The organism is Pantoea sp. PvP021 (genome assembly GCF_054056055.1).
Map to the genome: position 1 here is coordinate 151,415 of NZ_JBSRXX010000006.1, position 25,638 is coordinate 177,052.

The 25,638-nt window shown below is 58.9% G+C and carries 14 protein-coding genes; 11 read left to right on the forward strand and 3 right to left on the reverse strand.

Annotated elements, in window-relative coordinates:
- Positions 1-21: 21 nt before the first annotated feature.
- From bcsA (ACVKSX_RS16665) to ACVKSX_RS16685, 5 genes are read left to right on the forward strand one after another with little or no spacing between them, the layout of a single operon-like run.
- On the forward strand, positions 22-2,133 hold the full coding sequence (gene bcsA / locus ACVKSX_RS16665) for a UDP-forming cellulose synthase catalytic subunit (RefSeq protein ID WP_010671648.1): 2,112 nt from the start codon (positions 22-24) through the stop codon (positions 2,131-2,133).
- On the forward strand, positions 2,130-5,144 hold the full coding sequence (gene bcsB / locus ACVKSX_RS16670) for a cellulose biosynthesis cyclic di-GMP-binding regulatory protein BcsB (protein WP_354439217.1): 3,015 nt from the start codon (positions 2,130-2,132) through the stop codon (positions 5,142-5,144). The genes bcsA (ACVKSX_RS16665) and bcsB (ACVKSX_RS16670) overlap by 4 nt, the downstream gene beginning before the upstream one ends.
- 11 nt (positions 5,145-5,155) lie before the next feature.
- On the forward strand, positions 5,156-8,971 hold the full coding sequence (locus tag ACVKSX_RS16675; RefSeq protein ID WP_354439219.1) for a cellulose biosynthesis protein BcsC: 3,816 nt from the start codon (positions 5,156-5,158) through the stop codon (positions 8,969-8,971).
- Positions 8,971-9,414, forward strand: coding sequence for a cellulose biosynthesis protein BcsD (gene bcsD / locus ACVKSX_RS16680; protein WP_033767602.1), 444 nt, complete (start codon positions 8,971-8,973; stop codon positions 9,412-9,414). The genes ACVKSX_RS16675 and bcsD overlap by 1 nt, the downstream gene beginning before the upstream one ends.
- A gap of 8 nt (positions 9,415-9,422) precedes the next feature.
- Positions 9,423-10,430 (forward strand): glycosyl hydrolase family 8, encoded by a 1,008-nt coding sequence (locus ACVKSX_RS16685; RefSeq protein WP_031590334.1) that lies wholly within the window; start codon positions 9,423-9,425, stop codon positions 10,428-10,430.
- 128 nt (positions 10,431-10,558) lie between these two features.
- Here the strand turns inward: ACVKSX_RS16685 and bcsG are convergent, their stop codons facing one another.
- From bcsG to bcsE, 3 genes are read right to left on the reverse strand one after another with little or no spacing between them, the layout of a single operon-like run.
- Complete coding sequence (gene bcsG / locus ACVKSX_RS16690) at positions 10,559-12,220, reverse strand: cellulose biosynthesis protein BcsG (protein WP_031590333.1); 1,662 nt, start codon at positions 12,218-12,220, stop codon at positions 10,559-10,561.
- Positions 12,220-12,408 carry a cellulose biosynthesis protein BcsF gene (gene bcsF, locus ACVKSX_RS16695; protein WP_010257418.1) on the reverse strand — a complete coding sequence of 63 codons (189 nt, stop codon included), beginning with the start codon at positions 12,406-12,408 and terminating at the stop codon, positions 12,220-12,222. Before bcsF ends, bcsG begins: the two co-directional genes overlap by 1 nt.
- Positions 12,408-13,943: a cellulose biosynthesis protein BcsE gene (gene bcsE, locus ACVKSX_RS16700; RefSeq protein ID WP_284672749.1), complete on the reverse strand. Its 1,536-nt coding sequence runs from the start codon at positions 13,941-13,943 to the stop codon at positions 12,408-12,410. The genes bcsF and bcsE overlap by 1 nt, the downstream gene beginning before the upstream one ends.
- 206 nt (positions 13,944-14,149) lie before the next feature.
- On the opposite strand from bcsE, the gene bcsR reads away from it, so the two are divergent.
- From bcsR to hmsP, 6 genes are all read left to right on the forward strand, one after another.
- Positions 14,150-14,347 (forward strand): cellulose biosynthesis protein BcsR, encoded by a 198-nt coding sequence (gene bcsR / locus ACVKSX_RS16705; protein WP_010257416.1) that lies wholly within the window; start codon positions 14,150-14,152, stop codon positions 14,345-14,347.
- A complete protein-coding gene (gene bcsQ / locus ACVKSX_RS16710) occupies positions 14,347-15,078 on the forward strand; it encodes a cellulose biosynthesis protein BcsQ (RefSeq protein WP_010257415.1) in 732 nt (243 codons plus the stop codon). Before bcsR ends, bcsQ begins: the two co-directional genes overlap by 1 nt.
- Positions 15,075-17,678: a UDP-forming cellulose synthase catalytic subunit gene (gene bcsA / locus ACVKSX_RS16715; RefSeq protein WP_033780842.1), complete on the forward strand. Its 2,604-nt coding sequence runs from the start codon at positions 15,075-15,077 to the stop codon at positions 17,676-17,678. Before bcsQ ends, bcsA (ACVKSX_RS16715) begins: the two co-directional genes overlap by 4 nt.
- A 4-nt stretch (positions 17,679-17,682) precedes the next feature.
- Positions 17,683-19,971, forward strand: a complete 2,289-nt coding sequence (gene bcsB, locus ACVKSX_RS16720) for a cellulose biosynthesis cyclic di-GMP-binding regulatory protein BcsB (RefSeq protein WP_354439222.1) — start codon at positions 17,683-17,685, stop codon at positions 19,969-19,971.
- On the forward strand, positions 19,964-23,431 hold the full coding sequence (gene bcsC / locus ACVKSX_RS16725) for a cellulose synthase complex outer membrane protein BcsC (protein WP_320503563.1): 3,468 nt from the start codon (positions 19,964-19,966) through the stop codon (positions 23,429-23,431). The genes bcsB (ACVKSX_RS16720) and bcsC overlap by 8 nt, the downstream gene beginning before the upstream one ends.
- A gap of 116 nt (positions 23,432-23,547) precedes the next feature.
- On the forward strand, positions 23,548-25,554 hold the full coding sequence (gene hmsP / locus ACVKSX_RS16730; protein ID WP_031292605.1) for a biofilm formation regulator HmsP: 2,007 nt from the start codon (positions 23,548-23,550) through the stop codon (positions 25,552-25,554).
- Positions 25,555-25,638: the final 84 nt, after the last annotated feature.

A 25,638-nucleotide genomic window follows, 5' to 3' on the forward strand; every position in this document is an offset into this window, starting at 1 on the left:
TAGCTCTTCTCAGGGTGAATCATGAGTAAAATCGGGTTTTACCTGCTGCTGCTGGTGCTTGCACCCGTTGCGGCGGTGATCATCATTACGCCAATGGACAGCCAGAAACAGTATATTTTTGGTCTGATCAGCATCGGCATGATGTTTTTATTGGGTTTCAGCAAGAGCCGCAAAATAACGGTGGTGATGGTGGTTCTCTCTGCGCTGATGTCCAGCCGCTATATCTGGTGGCGGACCACCGAGACGCTGCACTTTAATTCCGAAGTTGAAGCTATCTTAGGCATTGGCTTATATCTGGCGGAGCTGTACGTCTGGCTGATCTTAATTCTTGGCTTCCTGCAAACCACCTGGCCATTAAAACGCACGATTGAACCCTTACCGGACGACACCAGCCTGTGGCCGACGGTCGATATTTATGTGCCTTCCTACAATGAAAGTCTTGATGTGGTGCGCGACACCGTACTCGCGGCGCAGTGTATCGACTACCCGCGTGACAAAATCAGGGTCTATCTGCTGGATGATGGCAAGCGCAGCGAGTTTGCCCGCTTTGCGGCGGATGTCGGCGTGGGTTATATCACCCGTGACGACAATAAACATGCCAAAGCCGGGAACCTCAACCATGCGATGAAAATCACCAAAGGTGAGCTGATTTGCATCTTCGACTGCGACCACGTGGCGACGCGCACCTTCCTGCAGGCGACGGTCGGACCGTTCCTGAAAGATCCGAAGCTGGCGCTGCTACAGACGCCGCACTACTTCTATTCTCCCGATCCCTTTGAGCGTAACCTGCGCGCCGCACGCAGCATTCCAAACGAAGGCTCGCTGTTTTATGGCCCGGTGCAGCAGGGTAATGATAACTGGAATGCCACTTTCTTCTGTGGCTCCTGTGCGGTGATCCGTCGTTCAGCGCTGGAAGAGATTGGCGGTTTTGCCGTTGAAACCGTGACCGAAGATGCACACACCGCCCTGAAAATGCAGCGACTGGGCTGGGGCTCAGCCTTTTTGTCGATCCCGCTGGCTGCCGGTCTGGCAACAGAACGTCTGGGCCTGCATATCATTCAGCGTACCCGCTGGGCGCGTGGCATGACACAGATTTTCCGCGTCGATAATCCGCTGTTTGGCCGTGGCCTGAAGTGGCAGCAGCGTCTTTGCTATCTCAACGCCATGCTGCATTTCCAGTTTGGCCTGCCACGCGTTGCCTTCCTGACCGCACCGCTGGCTTACCTGCTGTTTAACCTGAATATTATTCACTCATCGGCCTCGCTGATCTTTGCCTATGTGCTGCCCCACCTGGTGATGTCGCTCTACGTTAACTCACGGATGAATGGCCGTTTCCGTTACACCTTCTGGGGTGAAATTTATGAGACGGTGATGTGCTTCCATCTGGTAATCCCGACCATTCTGACCCTGTTGTCGCCAAAACATGGCAAGTTTAACGTGACCGATAAAGGCGGCGTGCTGGATCAGGGCTTCTTCGATTTCCACATCGTGCGTCCGCATGTGATTGTGGCGCTGCTGCTGGGCATTGGCATTGTAGCCGGCGTGGTGCGCGCCGTGATGCATGACTATTTTGGCGTCGATCCTTACGTTATCGCGCTCAACGTCGGCTGGGCGATCTTCAGCCTGATCATTCTGATGGCGGCAATTGCCGTGGCGCGCGAAACCAAGCAGGTGCGTAAAACCATCCGTGTTGAAGTGCAAATCCCGGCGATTATTCATTACGCCAGCGGCATTTCATCGCGCACCCAGACCAGCAACCTTTCGATGGGCGGCGCGCAGCTTGATGCACCCGATGGACGTCATGAAACTGATGAGATTGAAGAGATTGATCTGCTGCTGAAATCCGGCGCGATCACTATCCCGGTCAGTCAGATTTCCGGCGATGATGAGAGCATCCGTCTGCGCTTTGAGGCGATGCCGCTGGCGCGTCGTCGCGAACTGGTCCGTGTGGTGCTGGCTCGTGCTGATGCCTGGATTCAGCCGGAGTATAAGCAGGACAACCCGCTGATTTCGCTAGGCACTATTATCCGTACCGTCTTTGAGCTGTTCTGGCTGACCTGGAAAGGCCGCCACGATAAACGTAAAAATGTCGACCCGGTTGCTGCGGCGGCGAAAGAGGATGGGGCGGCATGAAGATCCTGACGCAAACTTTGCTGGTCAGTTCACTGACCGCAGCGTTATGGCTGACGCCCGCTGGCGCGGAAACGCCGGTTGTTACTGATAACAGCAGTGCTGCGCCGGTAAACAGTTCAGCTCCGACGCCGTCTGATGCTGCTTCCACCGCGCAGCCTGCCAGTGCGCCGGTAAACAGTCCGGCTCCGACGCCGCCTGATGCTGCTTCCAGCACGCAGCCTGCCAGTGCGCCGGTAAACAGTCCGGCTCCGATGCCGTCTGATGCCGTTTCCGCCACGCAGCCTGCCGATGCCACCGTCAGTGCACCCGCGACAAATCAGGCTCCGGCCAGCGATGCGGCATCTGTGGCACCCATAAATAATGGTTCCACCCAGACGGCAGGTTCAGACCAGGTAGCCGCCCCGGTCAGCGGTGGAGAGTCTGCAATGCCGTCAGTGTCACCTGCGGCAAATGCGCCATCTGCGACACCGTCCGCAGAATCTGCACCGGCATCGGCGCTTCAGAGTGCATCACCGAATGCCATGGCACCCCCGGTGAACGCCTCTTACGCCCCAGGTAGCGAGGCGACATCACAAACTCAGCCATCTTCAGTGACCGGTGACGCGGCCTCAACGCCTCAGACCGCGTCATCGACCGGTGAGGCGGCGGCTTCTGCCCAGACCACCGCGCCGATGGCCGCCACCGGCGCGGTAACCCAGGACAGCAGCGCGCTGTCCGCGGTGCCCCTGCCGCAGGGCCTGAGCAGTGCCGATCCCGCGCTGGAAGCAGCCGCCAGTGCGCTGCCCTACGCGCCAGGTCAGGTAGCTGCACCGGTTGCAGAAGCGCAGCCGCCGATCGCGGCTGCCATCAATCAGCCGATCAGTAGTGTTATTTCAGTGGCCCAGATGGGCCAGTCGCGCGGCATCACGCTGACCGGCGGTCAGCTTCAGTCGGGCATCACCTTTACCCTGCCCGGCGATGAAGTCATCACCAATGCGCGACTTAATCTGACGCTGCGCGTCTCAGCTGCGCTGGCGGCACGCAATACGTCGCTGCAACTGATGCTGAATGGTCAGCCGCTCGGCACGCTGCCGCTGGGTGCGACGGACAGCGATGTCAGCGACTATGAGCTGGATATTCCGGCGGCGATGGTGGTGTCGGCGAACAATCTGAGTTTTAAAATCAATGATGCGGACAAGTTGCTGTGTGAAAGAGAGAGCGCACAGCAGTATCAGGTCACCATTCTGCCGAACACATCGCTGCACCTTGAGGGTCAGAAGCTCAATATCGGCACCAGCCTGCGTAATTTCCCGCGCCCCTTCCTGGATCCTCAGCGGATGACGGCGTCCACCGTGACGGTGGGCTTTGCCAGTCATGTTTCAGCCGATGCTGTCAGCGCGGCGGCACTGGTGACATCCTGGCTCGGCATTCAGAGTGATTATCGCGGCATCCGTTTCCCGGTGGTGCGCGGCGAACTGCCGGAACACAACGGCATCCTGTTTGGTCATCCTGGTGACCGGATCGGCACCCTGACTTTCCCGGCCAGTAACGGTCCGATGTTGCAGGTGGTGGATAATCCCAATAATCCGGTTTACAAATTGCTGCTGGTCAGTGGCAACAATGAGGAGCAGTTGCGTCAGGCGGCGAACCGTCTGACAACGCAGCCACTGACGACAGATGAGAGTCAACTGCAGGTCCCTGAGCAGACTATTGCAAACCGCAAACCTTACGATGCACCACGCTGGATTAACACTGACCGCCCGGTACGGCTGAGCGAACTGCTGCGTAAAGATCAGAGTCTGACCAGCAGCGGCATCTGGCATGATGCGCTGCGTGTTAACTTCCGCGCCGCGCCTGATTTGTTCCTGTGGGATGGCGACACAGTGCCGGTCAATCTGCACTATCGCTTCCCGTCTGAAAGCTGGATCGATGAGGATAATTCCTTCCTTAACGTCATGCTCAACGGCACTTTTCTGCGCAATCTGACGGTGAACAAAGTCGGCCTGCTGGAGAACGCCTGGCACCGTCTGGGCGGTGATGCGCGTCAGGAGCAGTATCAGCTTAATCTCGAACCCTACCTGATCTATGGCGATAACCAGCTGGCGCTCTACTTCAATATCAAACCGCGGGCTGATGCGCCCTGCGGTGTGTTACTGAACAACAACATCAAGAGCCGGATTGAAGAGGATTCATGGATCGACCTGAGCCATACCCGTCACTTCAGCATGCTGCCGAACCTCTCTTACTTTGTGGGTGCCTCTTTCCCGTTCTCACGTCTGGCCGATTTCAGCCAGACCACGCTGCTGCTGCCGGAAACGCCCAGCGATGCTGAACTGTCAACGCTGCTGGATCTGGCGGCGCGGGCTGGTAAAGCCACCGGTCTGGCGCTGACACAGAATCAGGTACTGTTTGGCCTGCCGACTGGCGGCACCCATCTGGCGCGCATACAGCAGAGCGATCTGCTGGCGGTGAGCACCACCGGCAACAGCGCCTTTAACCAGGCGATGCTGGCGGCTTCCCCTTATGACGCTACCAGCAGCACCTTTGGGGTGAAAGAGCCCGACACGCTGGAAAAATTACGCGGCTGGCTGACCGGTGACTGGAGTCGTCAGCAGCTGGATGCCGATCGTTACTTCTCCTCTAACGAAGCGTGGCGAGGCTTCCTCAGCTACCGATCGCCATGGAACCGCGATCGGCTGGTGGTGATGACGGTGGCAACCAGCGACGATCAGCTGTTGCGACTGCATAACGATTTGAGTTCAGCGCAGATTAACGCCGGCATTCGTGGCGATACCGCGATTATTACCGATGAAAACGGCATTCGCAGTTTCCGCGTCGGCGCGCAGTTTCCCAGCGGTGAGTTGCCCTGGTACATGATGGTGGTGTGGTATGCCAACCAGCACTCGGTGCTGCTGGCGGTGGCGGCGATGCTGCTCTCCGCGCTGGTGGGCAGTGCGGCCTGGGTGATGCTGAAGCGTCACGCCTGGCGACGTCTGAACCCAAAGCAGGACCGTGATTCCGGCAGGAAGTAAGGATAATAATAATGAAAAAAAATCTGTTAAGTGCCGGTATCCGTAAGGCGTTGCTGCTGGGCAGTGCGCTGGCCCTGTCACAGCCGCTGCTGGCGGCGGAAAGCGCCAATCCGGCGTTGCAGGCGCTGTTCGATCAGGCCTCTTACTGGCATCAGAAAGCGCATGACGACCTGGCGACAGCCTCACTGCAAAAGGTGCTGATGGTTGAACCCAACAACACTCAGGCGCTCTACCTGCTGGCGCTCTATTCACAGCAGGGTGGCGACACTGCGGCGGCGGCGCAGTATCGCGCCCGTCTGAGTCAGGTCTCCCCCAACGATCCGCATCTTGGCGAGCTGGATAACGCGCGCCAGATGCAGACCATTCCGCAGGCGCAGCTTGCGCTGGCGCGTCAGCAGGCGCGCAGCGGCAATATTCCGGCGGCGTTACAGACCTGGCGCAACACCTTCAGCGGCAATGCGCCACCACCCAGCGTCGCGGCAGAATATTATCTCACTATGGCGGGCGACCGTACGCTGCTGCCGCAGGCGGTTGAGGCACTGCGCCAGTTTGCGGCTCAGCATCCGCAGGACACCGGCGCACGGCTGGCGCTGGGTAAAGCGCTGACCTATCAGGAAACAACCCGTCGCGAAGGCATTGAGGTGCTGAGTTCGCTGGCGAGCGGTAATCAGGATGCCGACCGCTCACTGCGTCAGGCGCTGCTGTGGCTCGGTCCGCAGCCGTCAGATGCGGCGCTCTATCAGACCTGGCAGCAACGTCATCCGCAGGACTCCGCCGTCATCGACTACTACCGTAAAAACGTCGGCGGCGCAGAAAAAGGGGCCGGATTCAGCGCGCTGAACAGCGGTGACGTCAGCGGTGCGCAGTCCAGCTTTGAAAAAGTACTGGGTGCGAATCCGCAGGATGCCGATGCGTTAGCGGGCATGGGCTATGTGGCCCAGCGAGCCGGACGTTATCAGGAAGCGGCGGATTATCTGCAGCGGTCTGCTCAGCTCGGCGGCGATCAGGGTTCATCGCGTCAGCAGCAGGCTGACGATGCGCGTTTTTATGCACAGCTGGCCAGCGCCCAGCAGGCACTGAAAAGCGGAGACACGGCGCAGGCGCTGACATTAAGCGAACCGCTGGTGCAGGCTGACGGCGAAAAAGGGCTGGCCGCCAGACTGTTCCGCGCCGACGTGCTGCGCCGCACCAATCAGCCACAGCAGGCGGAGCAACTCTATCGCACTATTCTGCAAAGCGATGCGGATAACCGCAGCGCCAAAGAGGGACTGTTCTACGTTCTGCGTCAGCAGAATCGGGGCACCGAAGCTAACACGCTGCTGGGTGCATTGCCGGACAGCGTACGCCAGAGCGTCACGCCACGGGCCAATGAAGCCGATGCGCTGCGTCAGCAGGCGAAGCGTCAACTGGCGGCCGGTAACAATGCCGCTGCCATCGCGACGCTGCAGCAGGGTATTCAGCGTTATCCCACGGATGGCTGGCTGCGGCTCGATTTAGCCCGGCTCTATCGTCAGCAGGGCGACACGCTGCTGGCGGCCAACGTGATGCAGCCGGTGATGCGCAACGGGGCCAGCACCAGCGAACTGTATGCCGGTGCGCTTAACGCCAGCGAAAGCGGCGGCTGGCAGCAGGCCAGCACGTTGCTGTCGCGTATTCCCGCTAACGCGAAGACGGCGGCGATGCGTGAACTGGCGCAGCGGGTTAATTTCAATCTGCAGATGAGCACGGCCGACCAGTATCTGGCGCAGGGCGCGACGGCTGCCGCCGCCAATACCCTGAAGGCGCTCACGGTTAATCCACCCACCAACCCGGTTGATGCCGGAAACCTGGCGCAGAAGCTGGCGCAGGCGGGCGATCTCACCAGCGCCGTTTCGGTGGTGCGGACTAACCTGCAGCGTGGCGTGCAGGGCAATGCGGGCGATTATGCCGCGCAGATGACGGTACTGAATCAGGCGGGCCTCGGCAGTGAGGCGCAGCGCTTCCTCAGCAACCCGGAACTGCAGGCGCGCAGTACACCAACGCAACTGGCCGGTATTCGCAATGGCTATCTGATTAACGAAGTGGATCGTCTGCGGCAGCAGCGTCAGTACGCGGTGGCGTATGACAAGCTGATTGGTGCACTGCAGCAGGATCCGCAGAACCGCGATCTGATGTTCGCGATGGCCCGTCTCTACCAGGACGGCAAGATGAACCGGGATGCGGGCGTGGTCTATGACTACCTGATGACCCAGGATACGCCGACGCAGGATGCGCGCGTCGGGGCCATCAACGTCGCGCTGGCGCAGAACAATGTGCAGCGCGCTAATGAGCTGAGTCGCGGCCTTAACAGTACGACTCAGACACCGGATCGTCTGCTGCTGCTGGCGCGGGTCGCGGAAGCCAATGGCGAGCATTCTCAGGCGATGGCTTATCTGCGTTCAGCGCGCGGTCAGATGATTGGCCTGCAGGGCGCGCAGCCTGGCAGCGTGCCGACCGTGGGCGGACTGGCGCTGGCGGATAATCCGTTTATCAACCGTGATACTTCGCCGGTGGGACGTTCACCATCCAGCTACGGCACCGTGCTGCCGTGGCAGGCGGCACCGGCGGGCGTTGCCGCTGGCGTGACAACGCAGGGCGAACCGGCCGCGGGCAGCGAAACCGTTGCTCAACAGTCACAGATTCTGCACGACGTCGACACCATGATAGATTCGCTGCAGGAAAAAACCGGCAGCTGGAGTCAGGGCATGGTGCAGGTGCGCGGGCGTGATGGCGAGTCGGGCCTGAGCAAGCTGACGGAAGCCAAAGCGCCGCTGACCTTCTCTACCGTGCCGTTTGAAACGGCGCGCCTCGACTTTACCGCCACGCCGGTCTCACTTACGGCGGGCAGTGGCGCAGCCGATGCCTGGCGCCGTTTCGGCACTAATGCGCTGAGTCAGGGCAGAGTGGTCGCTGCAGGCGGTGCGACGGTGAATGACCTGCCGAACGCCACCACCGATTCGCAAACCGCCTCAGGCGTGGAGCTGAATCTGGCGCTAAAGGGCGACAGCTATAAAGTAGATATCGGCAGTACGCCGCTGGGCCAGGATCTCAGTACTCTGGTCGGGGGCGTACAGTGGTCACCGAAACTCACCGACTTCCTGACGCTGATCCTGACCGGTGAACGCCGCGCGATTACCGACAGCCTGCTCTCTTACGTCGGCGCAGAAGATAAAACCAGTGGCAAACGCTGGGGTCGCGTCACCAAAAACGGCGCTAACGCCCTGTTAAGCTACGACAATGGCGATGCAGGCTTCTATGCTGGTGCAGGCGCGTACAGCTATCTCGGCGAGAATGTTGCCAGCAACAATAACCTGCAGGCAACTGCCGGTGCCTACGTCCGTCCGTTCCACACTGAGGATCGCGAGCTGAAAGTGGGCATGAGCCTGTCCTGGATGGACTTCTCGAAAAACCTCAGCTATTTCAGCTACGGTCAGGGCGGCTACTTCAGCCCGCAGAACTACGCGTCGGTCTCCTTCCCGATAGAGTTCTCACGCAAGTTTGACGATTTAAAAGTCAATATTGGCGGTGCAGCCGGTTATCAGACCTACAGTCAGGATAAGAGCGCGTACTTCCCGTCGGATTCCAGCCTGCAGTCAGAGCTGGAATCCCTTGCCGCCAGCGGCAGCGTGAAAGACGCTTACTACTCCGGCGGCAGTAAAAACGGCATCGGCTACAACCTGCACGCCGGGGCGGACTACAAACTCAATAAAGATGTGACGATTGGCGGCCAGCTGGGTTATGACACCTTTGGTGACTACAACGAAAGCAGCGCACAGCTCTATGTCCGTTACCTGTTCGGAGAGAAGTAATGAGTGAGCATTCGGGGGTATCGCATCCGTATCAGCCGGGCTGGTTTGACCTGGTCAGCGTGCTGATTGACGGGATGATCGCCAACGCCGGTCAGCAGGAGGCGGAAGCCTTTCTCTATAAGATGGGGGAATCGCTGGCGACCCGCTATCCTTTGCCAGAGTCGCGTACCGTGCAGGATCTGGAGCGCGAGTGCAATCTGCAACTGGCGCGGTTTAACTGGGGCTTTGTGCAGCTTCAGCCGGAAGAGAAGGCGCTGCTGATTGCCTGTCACGCCTTACCGGCAGGCGACAACATCCACTCTCCAGCTGACTGGCAGGCGGCGTTTGGTGCGGTGATGGCCGGACTTTTTTCGGGCTGGTTGCAGGGCCAGGGCGGCAGCAGCATTGTGCCGGTTACGCTTGAACTCAACGATGGCAGCACGCTGCACTATCGATATCAATAGGATCGGAAATGAAACGTAATCCACTCTGGCGGGTCTGGCTCTGCTCTGTTTTACTGCTGGCCTGCAGCGCGCAGGCGAGTGCCAGCGGCTGGGAGACTTTTAAAAGTCGCTTTGTGACCTCAGAAGGGCGGATCACTGACACCGCCAATAACAACGTCAGTCATACCGAAGGCCAGGGTTATGGCATGTTGCTGGCGGTGGCCAACGACGATCGCGCCACCTTCGATCGGCTGTGGCAGTGGACGCGCAGCCAGCTGCGTAATCCGCAGACCGAGCTTTTTTACTGGCGCTACGTGCCGGGCAGTGACAACCCGGTCGCCGACAAGAATAACGCCGCGGATGGCGATGTGTTGCTGGCCTGGGCACTACAGCGTGCTGCACAGAAATGGCAGGTGGAGAGCTACCAGCAGGAATCTGACCGTATTCAGCGCGCCATTATCAGGCTGGATGTCACGAGCTTTGGCGGCCACACCGTGATGTTGCCGGGTGCGCAGGGCTTTAACAAAGTCAGTTATGTGGTGCTCAATCCCTCTTACTTCCTGTTTCAGGCATGGCGCGAGTTTGGTGAACACAGCCATCTTCAGGTCTGGGATAAGCTGATTAACGATGGCTTTGATCTGCTGGGTAAGCTGAGCTTTGGCAAAACCGGGCTGCCAATGGACTGGGTCGCACTGAATGCCGACGGTTCGGTTGCCCCGGCCGTCGGCTACTCGAACCGCTTCAGTTACGATGCGATTCGCGTGCCGCTGAACATCTGGTGGTATGACCCGCACAGTCTGGCACTGGTGCCGTTTCAGCGCGTCTGGCAGGGTTACAGCCGCATGCTGACACCCGCCTGGTTCGACGTGCTGGCGAATGCCCCAGCACCTTACCATCTTGAGGGCGGGCTGCTGGCGGTACGTGACCTGACGCTGAATGAAACCGGCTATCTGAGCGATAAGCTGGCTGCGGATCAGAACTACTTTTCTGCCAGTCTGCAGTTGCTGACCTGGCAGGCGTTTCAGGAGAAGCGCTGATAACTGGCAGAATGGCGGCACTGGCCGCTATTCTGCCATCGACAGCCACGCGCTCAACAGGGAGCAGGCGCCGCGCCTGACCCGCCTTTAACTGCCGGGTCACGGCTCTGCAACCCGGCGGTTACGCGTTACTGCGGATAGGCGACCCAGTCGCCGCCGTTCAGCCTGATCCAGGGTTTGCCCTGATACATTATCACCACTGCACCGTCATTTTCCGACACCACCGGCGTCTGTGGCAGCTTGTCAGTCAGCACCGACATATTCACATTCGGGGCATTAAATACCTGCCCATCTACGACGCGCGACACAATCTCTGACAAGGCCAGCAGGCTGGTCGGCGCATCAATGTTCAATGGCTGAGCCTGATGCGGCGCCTTCATTCCGACGAACTTAATGCCCACCGGTACGTGAGTAATATCCGGGCTGGGAATATCGCGCAGGCCGGACATCTGCATTTTGTCTCCCTGCAGCGCGGCACCGTGCTCGGGCACTACCAGTACCATGACGCGGCGGCCCGACTTCTCCAGCTGCGTCATAAAGGCATCAAGCTGATCGAATAGTAGTTGCGCGCGCGGTTTCCACGGTGCCGTTTTGGTGCTGCCGAGTTCACGGGTGCCGTCGTGCAGCGGGATCAGATTGTAGAAGGTGGCGCTGCGTGCATCGCTGCTTTTGCTGCGGTCGTCCAGCCAGCGCTGCATCAGTTGCGCATCGTTGAATACCGGCGAGCCGTCGAATGATGTCAGTTCTGGTGCGATACCCGCCTGTGACATCAGCGGTGCCTGAATATCGCCGCCCTCGCGCACCTCCTTCAGGTAGTTACCGAATACCCCAGTGTGATCCATCATCAACTGCTCTTTAAAGCCCAGCTTCGCCAGATTGTCGAACAGATAGCAACGCGGATCGGCAGGTTTATAGAGATCGCTATGCGAGGTCTGGCCACAACTGGCACGCAGCAGTCGGATACCCGCCGGTCCGCTGTAGCTGGTTGCGGCGTTGTAATTGCTCAGCATGATGTCGAAATGCTGCCACAGCGGATGGTTACGCAGCTGAGAAGCATCCATATCAGACCAGGCGAGCGAACAGATATTGATCACCAGGATGTCGAAAGGCTGCGAATCGGCAGGCAGATTGTCGGGAAAATGCGTCACGCGCTGGCGTTCACTTTCATGAAAGCGGTTCAGCCAGGCGGTGAGATTCGCGCTGGTCGGCGGCGCAGACTGCTCCAGTCCATCCGGCGTGGCGGCTGGCTGGCCGCCGCTGGGTGTCTGATTCAATACGACCTGTGGCGTAGCCGTCCGGGTCGGCAGCAGCGACATCGCCGGGCCAGCAATCGTCAGCACGTTAAGCCAGATCAGCATCAGGGAAACCAGCACCGTGATGCGAACCCATTGTGAAACAAACAGATAGAGAACCAGCAGCACAAAGGCGGCTCCCACCATTTGCCAGTTAATAAAGCGATCGGCCAGGTCGAGCAGATAGGCCGCAGAGAAGCCCGCCAGCTGATCGCCCTGGCTGAGTATGCTGCTGAGTCCTGGCAGCCAGGTGTCGTGCCAGAACAGCGCGATGCCAACCGGAATCGAGATCAACTGGCGGATGCGATGCAGGCGCGCCGAGGGTAACGGAAAAAGCAGCCAGGCGAGAAACACCAGATTGCTCAGGGCGTGAAAATTGAGATAGCCATACCACAGCAGGCCGAACTTCAGTAAAAAGTAGAAATTCCAGCCGCCCAGTCCGCGCCAGGAGGACCAGAAGCGGGAAGAGGAGGCCGCCGCGGGTTGATCAGTATTCATTAATTTTTTCTATCCGTTTCAGAGGATTGACGCTGCCAGTGACCTTCCGATTTAAGCGCGCGCGCTGGCAACAGACGATTCATGATGCCGTTCCAGCGACGGGGTAGCCATTTTTGATATAATGGCTTTAAAAACAGCAGGATAACCAGAATAAGTAGCGCAATTTGTACCCAGTCCATCAGATTCATCAGGCTTTGTTCTCCGGCAGTAAAGTGATGGGCTGCGGTGCAGCGCGTTCATGTGTTTCAGGCCGGCTCTCAACGGCGGCGCGGGCCATCTCTGATACCGGAGCCAGATCCTGAATTGCCATCGGCGTCAGTTTCTTAATATTGCTGACTTCCGCGAGGATCTGATTATCTTCAAACCAGACCATCCGGTTAGCAAACAGCTCGTCGTGAGGCAGAGAAAAAATATATTTCAATGCCTTATCAAGGTCGTTATAGCGGCAGGAAGAGAGGAAAAGGATGACACGATCTTCCAGTACCGTGACCAGGTCGCCAAAGCGGCGCGGTTTACAGAGCGTCAGGATTTGCTGAGGCTTAAGCTGTGGCACAGGCCGCAACGCGACCAGCAGGCCCTTATCATTTTCCGGCAGCAGGGTATTGCTGATCAACTGGCCGACTGACTGACAGAAGGCATCGAGACGCAGGTAGCCTTTCTCATGCAGAGGCTGCAACGAAGCGGTTAACGCCTCAAGACTGGCGGGAACGCGACGGTTAAACACCTGTCCCTGAAGGCCCTCCAGCGTGGTCAGAAAGCGCGACATTGTGGCGTTGGTCGGGACGATGGCGTTTACACCGCAGGCCAGCAGCAGACGTTCGTCGCTATAACGCAGGCTGGCACCCATCTCGCGCACCACAATTTTCAGGCCGTTGCCGCGTGTACGACGCAGGCTGTGCACCATCTTCGCCAGTTCGTTGATATATTCGCTGCGGGTCAGGCTGAAAATCACCGTTGCGGCATTGGCCTGCTGCGCCCGCAACCAGACCTGCTCATTATCCTCGAACAGTTGCCACTGGCGTGAAAGCGGCGGCGCGCCCTCGAGCACGATGTTGTCCGCAAGATAATGCTGCTCATCGTTGAGGCTCAGCGGTTCCTGCTTTTCATTTAAGGTAAAAAATCGCTCATTTTCACAGCCCAGACGTATTGCCCGATCGGCAAGCAGGCGTTCCGCGGCATACCACCAGTTAATTCGATACTGCCAGCTATCCTGCTGAAAGCTCAAATGCGCAACGCCATCCAGCTGACGAAAATAACGCTGAAGATGATTACTCAGATTTATTATTGTGGTGCCGGAGGTCACGATTAAAAGGGTGAGCTTTCTTTTATGCAGCGTCTGACGCATGCCCTTTATCCAGCGGGATAATTCTGCGTCATCAAGCTTATCCCATTGCGCGGCGTTGCTATTAAATATCACTAACCCATTTTTACTGCCGAGCGTGCGCAGAAAATCACTTTCCAGCTGCAACAAACTGCCTTTGCTTTTGGAAAGAGAAAACAGCGGAATACGATCGGGTCCGCCAGGTGGGTCGGGCGTCAGCAAATCACGCGGCGGCTGGTCAGCGCTGATCAGCGTTACGGCCTGCTGATGTGAAATTACCTGTCGAATAAAAGTGCGGGCGTCATCCTGCCGCGCACAGGTCACCCAATAACAGCCAGGCGTTTGCAATGCCGTTAATTCAGGCTGAACATGCAACAGCCCCAGCGAAAAAGAATTTTTCATATTGAATTCGTTATTTTTCCAGTCCAGGCTAGCTTATTATAGACAGGCCGGGATGTAACCTGAGAAATTTAAACATTGCTAATCACAGGCCGGCTCACATTGTTCTGCAATTGCCGCGTTTCTGGAAATATTTTTCAACTTTCCTTTACGCGTACGCGCAGTCGGTCATCCTGAGTGTGACGTTGTTTTATTTTTGGCGAACAGTAATGAAAAACCACAATCTCTATAACCCTGTTGCCGCTGATGGCGATCGTCAGGATGATATTAGTGCGTTGCGTGATGCGTTTTCTTTGCACTCTTTCCGCTATGTCGACATTGCGCGGGAAGAGCGCCTGAAAGCGATCGTGTCGCGCTGGCCGCTATTAGCGGAAACCCTTGCCAGCCAGTCTGAGACCGATCGCTGATGCCGCAGATCGCGCTTCAGGGCGTACGGGGCGGCGTCGGCACGACTTCTCTTTGTGCCGGATTAGGCTGGGCGCTGGCGGCACTCGGCGAACGAGTATTGTTGATCGATGGCTCCCCGGTCAGCCAGCTCGGCGTGCATTTTAATCTGCCCGCTCAGCAGGATAATGGCTGGATGAAAGCACTGTGTGAGGGCGGTGACTGGCAGCACAGCGGGCTTCGCTATCCCGATGGTCCTGATTTGCTGCCTCACGGGGTGCTTTCCCATCAGCATGCTTTGACTATTGCCAGACAGAATGAGGCGATCGCCGCGCCGCTGCTCCAGGCATTACCGGACCTGCGGGCGCGCTATCAGTGGATTATTTTCGATCTGCCTGCCGATACCCTGCCCTGGCATGAAACGCTCTATCCGACGCTGGACAGCCTGTTGTGCGTCACTCAGCCAGACGCGAATTGCCATTTACGGCTTAGCCAGCGCCAGTTTCCGGCGCGCACCCGGTTTATTATCAATCAGTTTAATGCCAACAGTCGTCTGCAGCAGGATCTGCATCAGCTCTGGATGGCCTCGCTGAATCCGCTGATACCGCTGCTGATCCACCGGGATGAGGCGCTGGCAGAAGCGCTGATGATGAAGCAGCCGGTCGGTGAATACCGGCCACATGCGTTGGTCAGTGAAGAGATCATCACGCTGGCAAGCTGGCTGCTGCTCAATCTGAATGGAGTGAGCTCTTGAATCCGTTGTGCTGGCTGTTAACGGCGCCCGCCTGGCAATCGCTGCACAGGGGCTACACCACAGCGCGAGGCAATGGCGCGTCCCGCTTCGCCAGTGCACTCCATCTGTTCTGGTCGGTGCTGGGCCTGATGCTGCTTCGCTTCGAAACGCCGGGCTGGCAGCGGATTATTCAGCAGCGCCGCCGGCTCTATCCGCACATTTCGCCGGAGCGGCCGCGACCGCTGGATATCCTGCGTTATCTGATCCAGACGCTGTGGCTTTTGGTGATCCTGCCGCAGAGCGATCGCGCTCGTGGCGGTTTCCGTGGCCTCGGTGCGCTGTCTGGCTGGCGCCACCATGGCTACCGCTGGCTGGACAAGGCCGTTGCCCACTCACAGACCCAGGGAATCGATGTGCGCATCGAACACTGGCTGAAGCGGCTGTCGCCGCTGGTGCGACGCAGCCTCTTCGCCGTCACTGCCCTGTTTGCCACGTTGCTGGCGCTGCTCTGTATCAGCCAGCCCTTTGGCCTGATGACGCAGTTTATCTTTGTGGTACTGCTCTGGAGTCTGGCGATGCTGGTACGACGCATCCCGGGGCGTTTCCCGACCATGATGCTGATTGTGCTGTCGCTGACCGTATCGTGCCGCTACCTCTGGTGGCGCTATACCTCGACGCTGAACTGGGACGATCCGCTGAGTCTGGTGTTTGGTCTGCTGCTTATTGCGGCAGAGACCTACGCCTGGGTGGTGCTGGTGCTGGGCTATTTTCAGACGCTCTGGCCGCTTAATCGTCAGCCAGTGTCGATGCCTGTCGATCGGGATCAGTGGCCAGGCATCGATCTGCTGGTGCCAACCTACAACGAACCGCTCAGCGTGGTCAGACCCACCATCTACGCTGCCATGGGCATCGACTGGCCGAAAGACCGCCTGAATATCTATCTGCTCGACGACGGCGACCGGCCGGAATTCCGCGACTTTGCCGCCAGCGTGGGTATCAACTATGTCGTCCGTCCCACTCATGAGCACGCCAAGGCCGGCAACATCAATCACGCGCTGAAAAAGTACTGCCGCAGCGAATTTGTGGTGATTTTCGACTGTGACCATGTGCCGACGCGCGCCTTTTTGCAGATGACCATGGGCTGGTTTATTAAAGATCCCCGGCTGGCGATGATGCAGACGCCACATCACTTCTTCTCGCCTGATCCGTTTGAGCGCAATCTCGGGCGGTTTCGTCGTACGCCCAATGAGGGTTCGCTCTTTTATGGACTGGTGCAGGACGGTAATGATACCTGGGATGCCACCTTTTTCTGCGGCTCCTGCGCCGTGCTGCGCCGCAGCGCACTGGATGAAATTGGCGGTATTGCGGTGGAAACCGTTACCGAAGATGCCCATACCTCGCTGCGGCTGCACCGGCGCGGCTACACTTCGGCCTACATCCGCATTCCTCAGGCGGCCGGACTGGCGACCGAAAGTCTGTCAGCGCATATCGGACAGCGTATCCGCTGGGCACGCGGTATGGTGCAGATCTTCCGCCTTGATAACCCGCTATTTGGTAAGGGGCTGAAGTGGGTACAGCGGCTCTGTTATGCCAACGCCATGCTGCACTTTCTCTCTGGCATTCCGCGGCTGGTCTTCCTGCTGGCGCCGCTGGCGTTTCTGCTCTGTCATGCCTACATCATCTACGCACCTGCGCTGGCGATCGCCATTTATGTTTTGCCCCATATGCTGCATACCAGCCTCACCAACTCGCGTATTCAGGGACGCTGGCGACACTCTTTCTGGAGCGAGGTCTACGAGACGGTGCTGGCCTGGTATATCGCCCGGCCTACCACCGTGGCGCTGTTCAATCCTCATAAAGGGAAGTTTAACGTCACCGCAAAAGGCGGGCTGGTAGAGGAGGAGCATCTGGACTGGGTGATAACCAAGCCCTATATGCTGCTGGTGCTGCTCAACCTCGCAGGGGTTTTGATGGCGTTCTGGCGCATGCAGCACGGTCCGGCCAATGAGGTACTGACGGTATGGGTGAGCCTGATTTGGGTGCTCTACAACATGATTATCCTTGGCGGTGCGGTAGCGGTTTCGGTTGAAGCACGGCAGATCCGTGAGGCGCACAGGGTGGAGATCGCCATGCCGGCCGCCATTGCACGCGAAGATGGTCATATGCTGCCCTGTACGCTGCGTGACTACTCTGACGGCGGCGTCGGGCTGGAGATGCGCGAGCCGGATGCGCTGCGGGAGAATGAAAAAGTGTGGCTGCTGCTGCGTCGTGGACAGCAGGAGTTCAGCTTCCCGTGCCAGGTGCAGCGTGTCTTTGGCCACCGGGCTGGCGTGCGTCTCCATCAACTGACCACTCAGCAGCATATTGAATTTATCCAGTGTACCTTCGCCCGCGCCGATACCTGGGCGCTGTGGCAGGACGGTTTTCCGGAAGATAAACCGGTCCAGAGCCTCGCCGATATCATGATCCTCGGTTTCAAAGGTTACCTGCGCCTGGCGGAATATGGCCCGCCGCAGTTACGTCGGCTGTTTAACCTGCTTACCGTTGGGGTGAGCTGGCTGGCTTCGCTGTTGCCGCAAGGCATCGGACGTGTGCCAGCTTCAAAAAACGCATTGAGTTGATGATATGACGATACCGAGAGTAAACAGGTGGTTTGCCGCTCTGCTGCTGGGCAGTGCAACGTTAAGCTGTGCCGCCGCGCAGGAGGACGCGCCCGCAAACATCAATGGTGTAACGCCTGTGCAATCTTTACCGCAGGATAACGGCGCACCGCTGCGGAACAGCCAGCTGAGCTTTGCCCAGCTGGCACCGCCGCCTGGCAGCATGACGCTGCGTGGCACCCGCACTACCGGACAGATTGAGTTCGGTGTGCGCAGCGATGAGGTGGTGACGCGCGCGTTGCTGAACCTCAGCTTTCGGCCTTCGCCCGCACTGCTGCCGACGCTGTCGCAGCTGAAGATTTATCTCAATGATGAGCTGGTCGGTCTGATTACCCTGACGCCGGAACAGCTGGGCAAAGAGATCCAGACGCAGCTGTCGATCGATCCGCGTTACATCGCCGACTTTAACCGCGTGCGTTTCGAGCTGGTGGGCCACTACGCCAACGTCTGTGAAAATCCTGCCAATAGCGCAATCTGGCTGGATATCGGCAAACAGAGCGGCATCGATCTGACGCTGCAAAAACTGCCGCTGAAAAATGACCTCTCCCACTTCCCGGAACCCTTTTTTGATTCGCGGGATACGCGACCGCTGACCCTGCCGATGGTGTTCGGCGCCCAGCCGGATGTCACGCAGCAGCGGGCTGCCGCCATTCTTGCTTCCTGGTTTGGCAGCAAAACGGGCTGGCGCGGGCAGCGTTTCCCGGTGCTGTATAACCAGCTGCCGCAACAGCAGCATGCGGTGGTGTTTGCCACCAACGATGCGCGCCCGGATTTCCTGAAAGATCTGCCGCCGGTGACAAAACCCACAGTAGAGATTGTCAGCCAGCCCGATAATCCGTATGAAAAAATGCTGCTGATTCTGGGACGCAACGATGAGGACCTGCTGACGGCGGTTCAGGGTATCGCCCAGGGTGAGCTGCTGCTGCGCGGCGATACCTCAACCATCGACAGCGTGAAGCTGCTCTCCCCGCGCCAGGCTTATGACGCCCCTAACTGGGTGCGGACCGATCGCCGCACCACTTTCGCCGAACTGACGCAATATGAAAATCAGTTGCAGTCTGATGGGGTGCAGCCTAATCCCGTCAGCCTGACCCTCAATCTGCCGCCCGATCTCTTCCTGGTTCGCGCGCGCGGTATCGACATGGATCTGAGCTATCGCTATACCGCGCCTTTCCAGCCGGATGGCTCACGGCTGGCGGTCAACCTGAATAATCAGTTCATTCAGGATTATCCGCTGCCGCCGAAAAATACGACGGGTCAGCAGCTGCTGCATATTCCACTGATTCAGGGAATGCTGGACAAGAGCCATGAGCTGCTGATTCCGGCGCTGCGCCTCGGGGTGGTGAATCAGCTGCGCTTCGATTTTGATTACGCCAACATCACCATCAGCGGCAACGCGGATGGACGCTGCGAAACCGCAACGCCGATAACGCATCATGTGGTGGTGGACGACAATTCCAGCATCGATTTTTCCGGCTATCGCCACTACATCGAAATGCCGTCGCTGCGCGCCTGGGCGAATGCGGGCTTTCCGTTCAGCCGCTACGCCGATCTGGCGCAAACCCTGGTACTGATGCCGCCAAAACCCGATGCAGAGCAGGTCAGCACGCTGCTGAATACGTTGGGCAATATGGGTGCGCAAACCGGCTATCCGGCGCTGCGCGTTCAGTTGACCGATGACTGGGCCACGGCGAAGAAGCAGGATGTGGATCTGCTGATGATCGGCGTCATCCCCAAAGATCTTCAGGATGACCAGCGGATCCCGGCGCTGGTCGGCGCCACCGCCAGCTGGCTGAAAGAGCCTGTGCGACGGATCACTCCGGAGGTGAACCCGCAAAGTCAGCGCGAGCAGGCGGCAGAAAGCACGACGACTATCAGCTCCCGCGGCCCGCTGGCAACGGTGATTGGCTTCCAGTCACCTTTTTACGATCAGCGCAGCGTTGTCGCGTTGCTCGCCGATGGTACGCCGCGCAGCTGGCAGTTGCTCAACGAGGCGATGGGTGACAGCGGCAAGCGTGGCACGATGTCTGGCTCCACCGTGGTGATCCGCGAGTCAGGGGTTAACAGCCTGCGCGTGGGAGAGAGCTACTACGTTGGTCATCTGCCGTGGTGGGAGCGTCTCTGGTCGCTACTCTCCGTCCATCCCTTCTGGCTGGCATTCTGCGCACTCTTTGTGGTGGTGCTGTTCGCGCTGATGACCTGGCGTCTGATGCGAATTATTACCCGTCGTCGTTTACTGGATGAAGATGAATAACGCACAGGTGCTGCGGGCAGGCATGCTGCTCGGCGCACTGAGTGCGCTGCCGGGGCTGGCTGCACCGGTCGACGGATCGGAGGTGTCGCCGGTCGAATGGTTGCTGTCACAGGTACGCACCGGCGAGTCGACCAACAAATATGATCTGGTGCAGCAATCGCTCTACCGGCTTGAGAAGATCGATCCCGATAATCCGCAGGTGCTGGCGGCTCGCCTGCGGCTGGCGCTGCGTCAGGGCGATATCCCTAAAGCGCAGATGCTGCTGGAGCAGCTGAAAAAGGTTGCGCCCGACTCCGCCGCGACGCGTGAATCCGCCGTCGGCCTGACGCTGATGTCGTCGGATGGGCGTCAGCAGTTGCAGCAGGCGCGCCTGCTCGCCACCTCGGGGCGCCTGTCGGAGGCGAAAAGTGCTTACGATGCGTTGTTCGGAGGGGTTTTTCCGGATGCGAACACGGCGCTGGAATACTGGCGGCTGCTGGCACGCATTCCCGGTCAGGAGAGCGTCGCTTACCAGCAGCTGCAGGCGCTGGAGCAGCGCTACCCGGGCAATATCGGGGTTGAGTTGCAAATTGCACGCATGGCATTTGATCAACAGCAGCCGGAGCAGGCGATAGCGCAGTTGAAAAAGCTGGCAAACAGCAACGGCGGACGCGCCGCCGCCGCCGATCTCTGGCTGCAGCAGATCAACGATCAGCCGGTCAGCGACAGCAGCGTGGCGCAGTTAAACGCCTACCTGGCTGTTTTTACCGACGGCGACGCACACCAGCAGGGCGCGGATGTGCTGGCGAAGCAGCAGGCGCAGCTCGCCGATCCCGCCTATCGCGAGCGGATGCGTGGCCTGGCGCTGGTCGAGGCGGGCGATGTGAATAATGCGATGGCAGCGCTTAGCCGGGCACTGAAGGATAACCCCAACGACGCCGAACTGATGGGTGCAATGGGGCAGACTCAGGCACGCGCCGGCCATCGTGACACGGCGGTGCTCTGGCTGGAACGCGCCGTTGAGGCGGGCAAGCAGAGCACGCTGATCGGCAAATGGCAGTCACTGCTGCAGACTAACCGTTACTGGCTGGCGGTCGAACAGGGCGATAAGGCGCTGGCGCAGCATGACGTTGAGGGGGCCGAACGCGCTTATCGCGCCGCACAGAAAATTGATAGCACCGACAGCTATGCCCTGATTGGCCTGGGCGATGTGGCGATGGCGCGTAAAGATGCGGCAGGTGCCGAACTGTTCTGGCAGCATGCGCTGCGGCTTGACGCGACCAACACGACCACCGTGCGTCGCCTGGCCGGGCTTTATCAGGCCGAGTCGCCTGCCCGCGTCATGCAGTTTATCAGTACGCTACCCGCCGGGCAGCAGCGCGAGATGGCGGGAACGTTGCGCGCGCTGCGCAGTGACAGTCTGCGCGCCGAGGCCGATGCGCTCGCCCGGCAGAATAAATGGCCGCAGGCGGCAGAGAAGTATCGGGCGGCGCTGGCGCTGCAGCCGGATGACGTCTGGCTGAGTTATCGGCTGGCGAGCGCGCTACGCGACGGTGGGGCCATCCAACAGGCGGATGCGCAGATCGCGACGCTGCAACAGCAGCATCCCGGCGATGCGACCGCGCTCTACGCCGCCGCGCTCTACCTTTCCAGCCGGGATAATGATGACGCCGCACTGGCAACGCTGCATCGCCTGCCTGAAACGCAGTGGAACAGCAATATGCATGAGCTGGCTGACCGGCTCGGGCAGGATAAAATTTTTGCCAGCGCCGAAGCGCTTCGTGCGGCAGGGCAGGAGCGGGCAGCGGTGACGCTGCTTTACCAGCAGCCGGTTTCCAGCCGACGCGACCTGACGCTGGCCGACTGGGCGCTGGCTCGCGGGGACGCACAGCAGGCACTGGAGACCTATCAGCAGGTGCTGTCGCGCGAGCCGGATAGCGGCGATGCGGCGCTGGGACGAATCGAAGCGCTGGTCGCGCTCCAGCGCAACAGCGAAGCACGGCAGGCACTTGAGCAGCAGCCAGCCCAGCCCAATACTCTTAATGCCGATCGCCGCGCCGCGCTGGCATGGCAGGCGGTGGGCGAAACCACGCAGGCTGCCGTGCGCTTTGCCAGCCTGAAGCAGCGCGCTGCGTCACTGGCGCCATCACAGGATAAGGCACTGGTGTTTCGTGATGCGGCACGGCTGGAGCGCGCACAGCAGCAGCCAGAGATCGCGCTGGCGGATTATCGTCAGGCGATGACGGCCAGCGGTATCGGCAGCGGCGAAAGTATCAGCCGCGCGACACGCTCTCAGGAACAGGATGACTGGCTGAAGCGCAGTATTCGCAGCGACACCGCAGATCTCTATCGTCAGCGTGAGAGCACACTGACGGTGCAGCAGGACTATTCACGTAATAAGGGTACGGCTGGGGTCTCCGATTTTACTGCCCATACCACCATGCTGCAGGCGGAAAGTCCATTTGCCGACGGACGCGGCTTTTTCCGTCTCGACCGGGTGGACGTCTCGGCAGGGAGTTTTACCACCCGTAACGGCAGCTTCGACGAGCAGTTTGGTAGCTGTGACGACGCCAGTTCCGGCGGATGCAGCCGCGATGCCAGTCAGCGCGCCGAGGGCACTGCGCTGGGCGTCGGCTGGCATAATGACCGCTGGTCAGCGGATCTGGGTACCACGCCGCTGGGCTTTGAGGTGACCAACTGGACCGGCGGCCTGAGCTGGAAAACTGACGTCAGGGATCTTGGCGTGACGCTGACCGCCTCGCGACGGCCGATCGCCAGTTCGCTGCTTTCCTATGCGGGCGCGCGCGATCCATCAGCCAACGGTGGAAAAAGCTGGGGCGGCGTAGTGGCAACGGGTGGCAGCATCGGGCTGAGTTACGATCAGGGCGGCGCACACGGTGTCTGGGGCGACATCAGCGCGCATCAGATCACCGGTAAAAACGTTGCGGATAACAGTCGCGAGCGCTTAATGGCCGGCTACTACTACAAGCTCATTAATAGCGATAATCGCCGGGCCACCGTCGGGCTGAACAGTATGCTCTGGCACTATCAGAAGGATCTCAGCGATTACACCTTCGGTCAGGGCGGCTACTACAGTCCGCAGCAGTATCTCTCTTTTTCCGTGCCGGTCACCTGGCGACAGCGGACAGAAAACTGGTCGTTCGACCTGGGCGGCTCGGTTTCCTGGTCACATTCGAAAACCGATGCGCAGCAGCGCTATCCGGTCAATCCCGGCTTTACCCTGGCCAGCAATCCCGTTTCCGCCAGCAGCACCGGCAGCGGCACGGGGTATACGCTGCAGGGCGTGGTTGAACGTCGTATCACGCCCGCCTGGTTTATCGGGGTGGGCGTCGATATTCAACAGGCGAAAGACTATACCCCAAGTCACGGGCTTATCTACGTGCGTTACTCTGCCGCAGGCTGGGAAGGGGATCTGGATATGCCGCCACAGCCGCTGACCCCTTACGCAGATTTCAAATAATCCCGGCCGGGAAAAAGCCGGACTTTTCAGACGGTAAAAAAGTCAGTTTATGGGATATACTGGCGGGCATTGTACTGTCTGCTATCTGGGCTTTTTTCATCGTCAGGAGAATATTTTTGCGCGTAAGCCGGTCACTTACGATAAAGCAGATGGCGACAGTTTCGCTGGTTGCGGTTATCACCATCAGCATCTTTATCGTCATCCAACTGTTTCATTTTGTGCAGCAGCGCAGGATTGACTATGCCCAGCAGATGGAGAATATCGCACACACCGTCCGCCAGCCGCTGTCGGAAGCGGTACTGCGCGCCGATATTTCTCAGGCTGAACGTATTCTCCATTCACTGAAACCTGCCGGTATTTTATCGCGCGCCGATGTGGTGTTGCCGAATGCGTTTCAGGCTCTGCATGCCGACTTCGAAACGGAGAAACCGGTGCCGCGTCTGGTGGCGCGACTGTTTGAGCTGCCGGTGCAGATTACCCTGCCGCTCTATTCAGTGGAAAATACCGGGATGCCGAAACCGCTGGCCTATCTGGTGCTGCAGGCTAACTCGACGCGCGTCTACCAGTTTATTCTCAGCACGCTCTCGACCATGATTATCACCTATCTGCTGCTGGCACTGATCCTGTCAGTGGCGATCAGCTGGTGTATCAACCGGCTGGTGGTGCATCCGCTGCGCAATCTCTCGCGGGAGCTGCAGGAGCTGCCGCCGCAGTCGATTCTGACGCATAAGCTGTCACTGCCGCAGAGCCACCGCGATGATGAAATCGGCATGCTGATCCGCAGCTACAACCGCAATCAGCAGGTGCTGGAGTCGATACATGATGAGATGAGCCGGCTGACCACCCATTTTCCCGTGACCGATCTGCCCAACCGTACCCTGTTTCTGGCGCTGGTCGAGCAGTTCATGAGCAGCCCGGAACAGCCGCTGGGGCTGATGGTGATCCGCATTGAAACCCTGCAGGAAGCCAACGGCGTATTGAGCGATGAGCAGCGCGATACGCTGATGCTGACGCTGGTGGAGAAGATCCGTAATACGCTGGATGACCATACTCTGCTGGCGCAGACCGGGACCAGCGACTTTGTTCTGTTAATGAAGCGCGCCAGCAATCCATTCCGCGCCCTGCGTCTGGCCCGTAACCTGATGATTCGCCTTAATCAGCCGGTCAACCTCTATCAGCTGCAGCTGCGTCCTAACGTCAGCATTGGTCTGGCGCTGCGCGACGATCAGCCGCTGAGCGCCAGTGATCTGCTTGGCCGCGCGACCTCAGCGATGATGTCGGCCCGTCATCAGGGCAAAAATCAGATCCTGTTCTTTGACGCCGCGTTAACCGAGCGCGCGCAAAAACGTCTGACCCAGGAGCATGATATTCTGCAGGGGTTGCACAATGAGCAGTTCGCCCTCTATCTGCAACCGCAGGTCGATATGCGCACCGGCACGTTAGTCGGCGCGGAAGCGCTGCTGCGTATGCGCCAGCCAGACGGCAGCTACGGTCTGACCGAAGAGTTTATTGCCAGTGCCGAAGAGATTGGCGTGATTAGCGCGATTGGCCGCTGGGTATTTGAAGAGGCGTGCCGCATTCTGGCAGGCTGGCAGCGACAGGGCATTATGTTGCCGCTGAGTGTGAATATTTCCGCTGTGCAACTGCGTGACACGGGCGTGGTCTCTCATCTGCAATCCCTGCTGACGCGCCACCGCATCGCACCTGGCACCTTCGTGCTGGAAGTGACAGAAACGGCTCAGCTTGATGATGCTGAACAGGCGATATCGATGCTGCGGATGTTGCAGCAGACCGGCGTAGCCGTGGCTCTGGACGATTTCGGCATGGGCTACTCCAACCTTAACTACCTCCATCAGCTGAAAGCGTTGCCGGTTAACAAGCTGAAGATGGATCGCAGCTTCGTGGCGGCGCTGCCGCATGACGACACCATGGTCTGCATCGTGGCGGCCATCGCCGAGATTATCCATCTGGAGGTGATTGCCGAAGGCGTGGAGACAGCGGAACAACGTGACTGGCTGCTGGCGCGCGGCATCTCTATCGGACAGGGCTATCTGTATGCTGAAGCGCTGCCTCTGACCCGATTCAATCAGGCATGGATCGAAAACTCCTCACTACCGCAATAATTGCCTGATTCATTGATTTTGCGAGAATTTTAGTTACAAAACCCCCTGCTGAAGCGTTTCAGTTCAGAATTACGATCCCCGGGT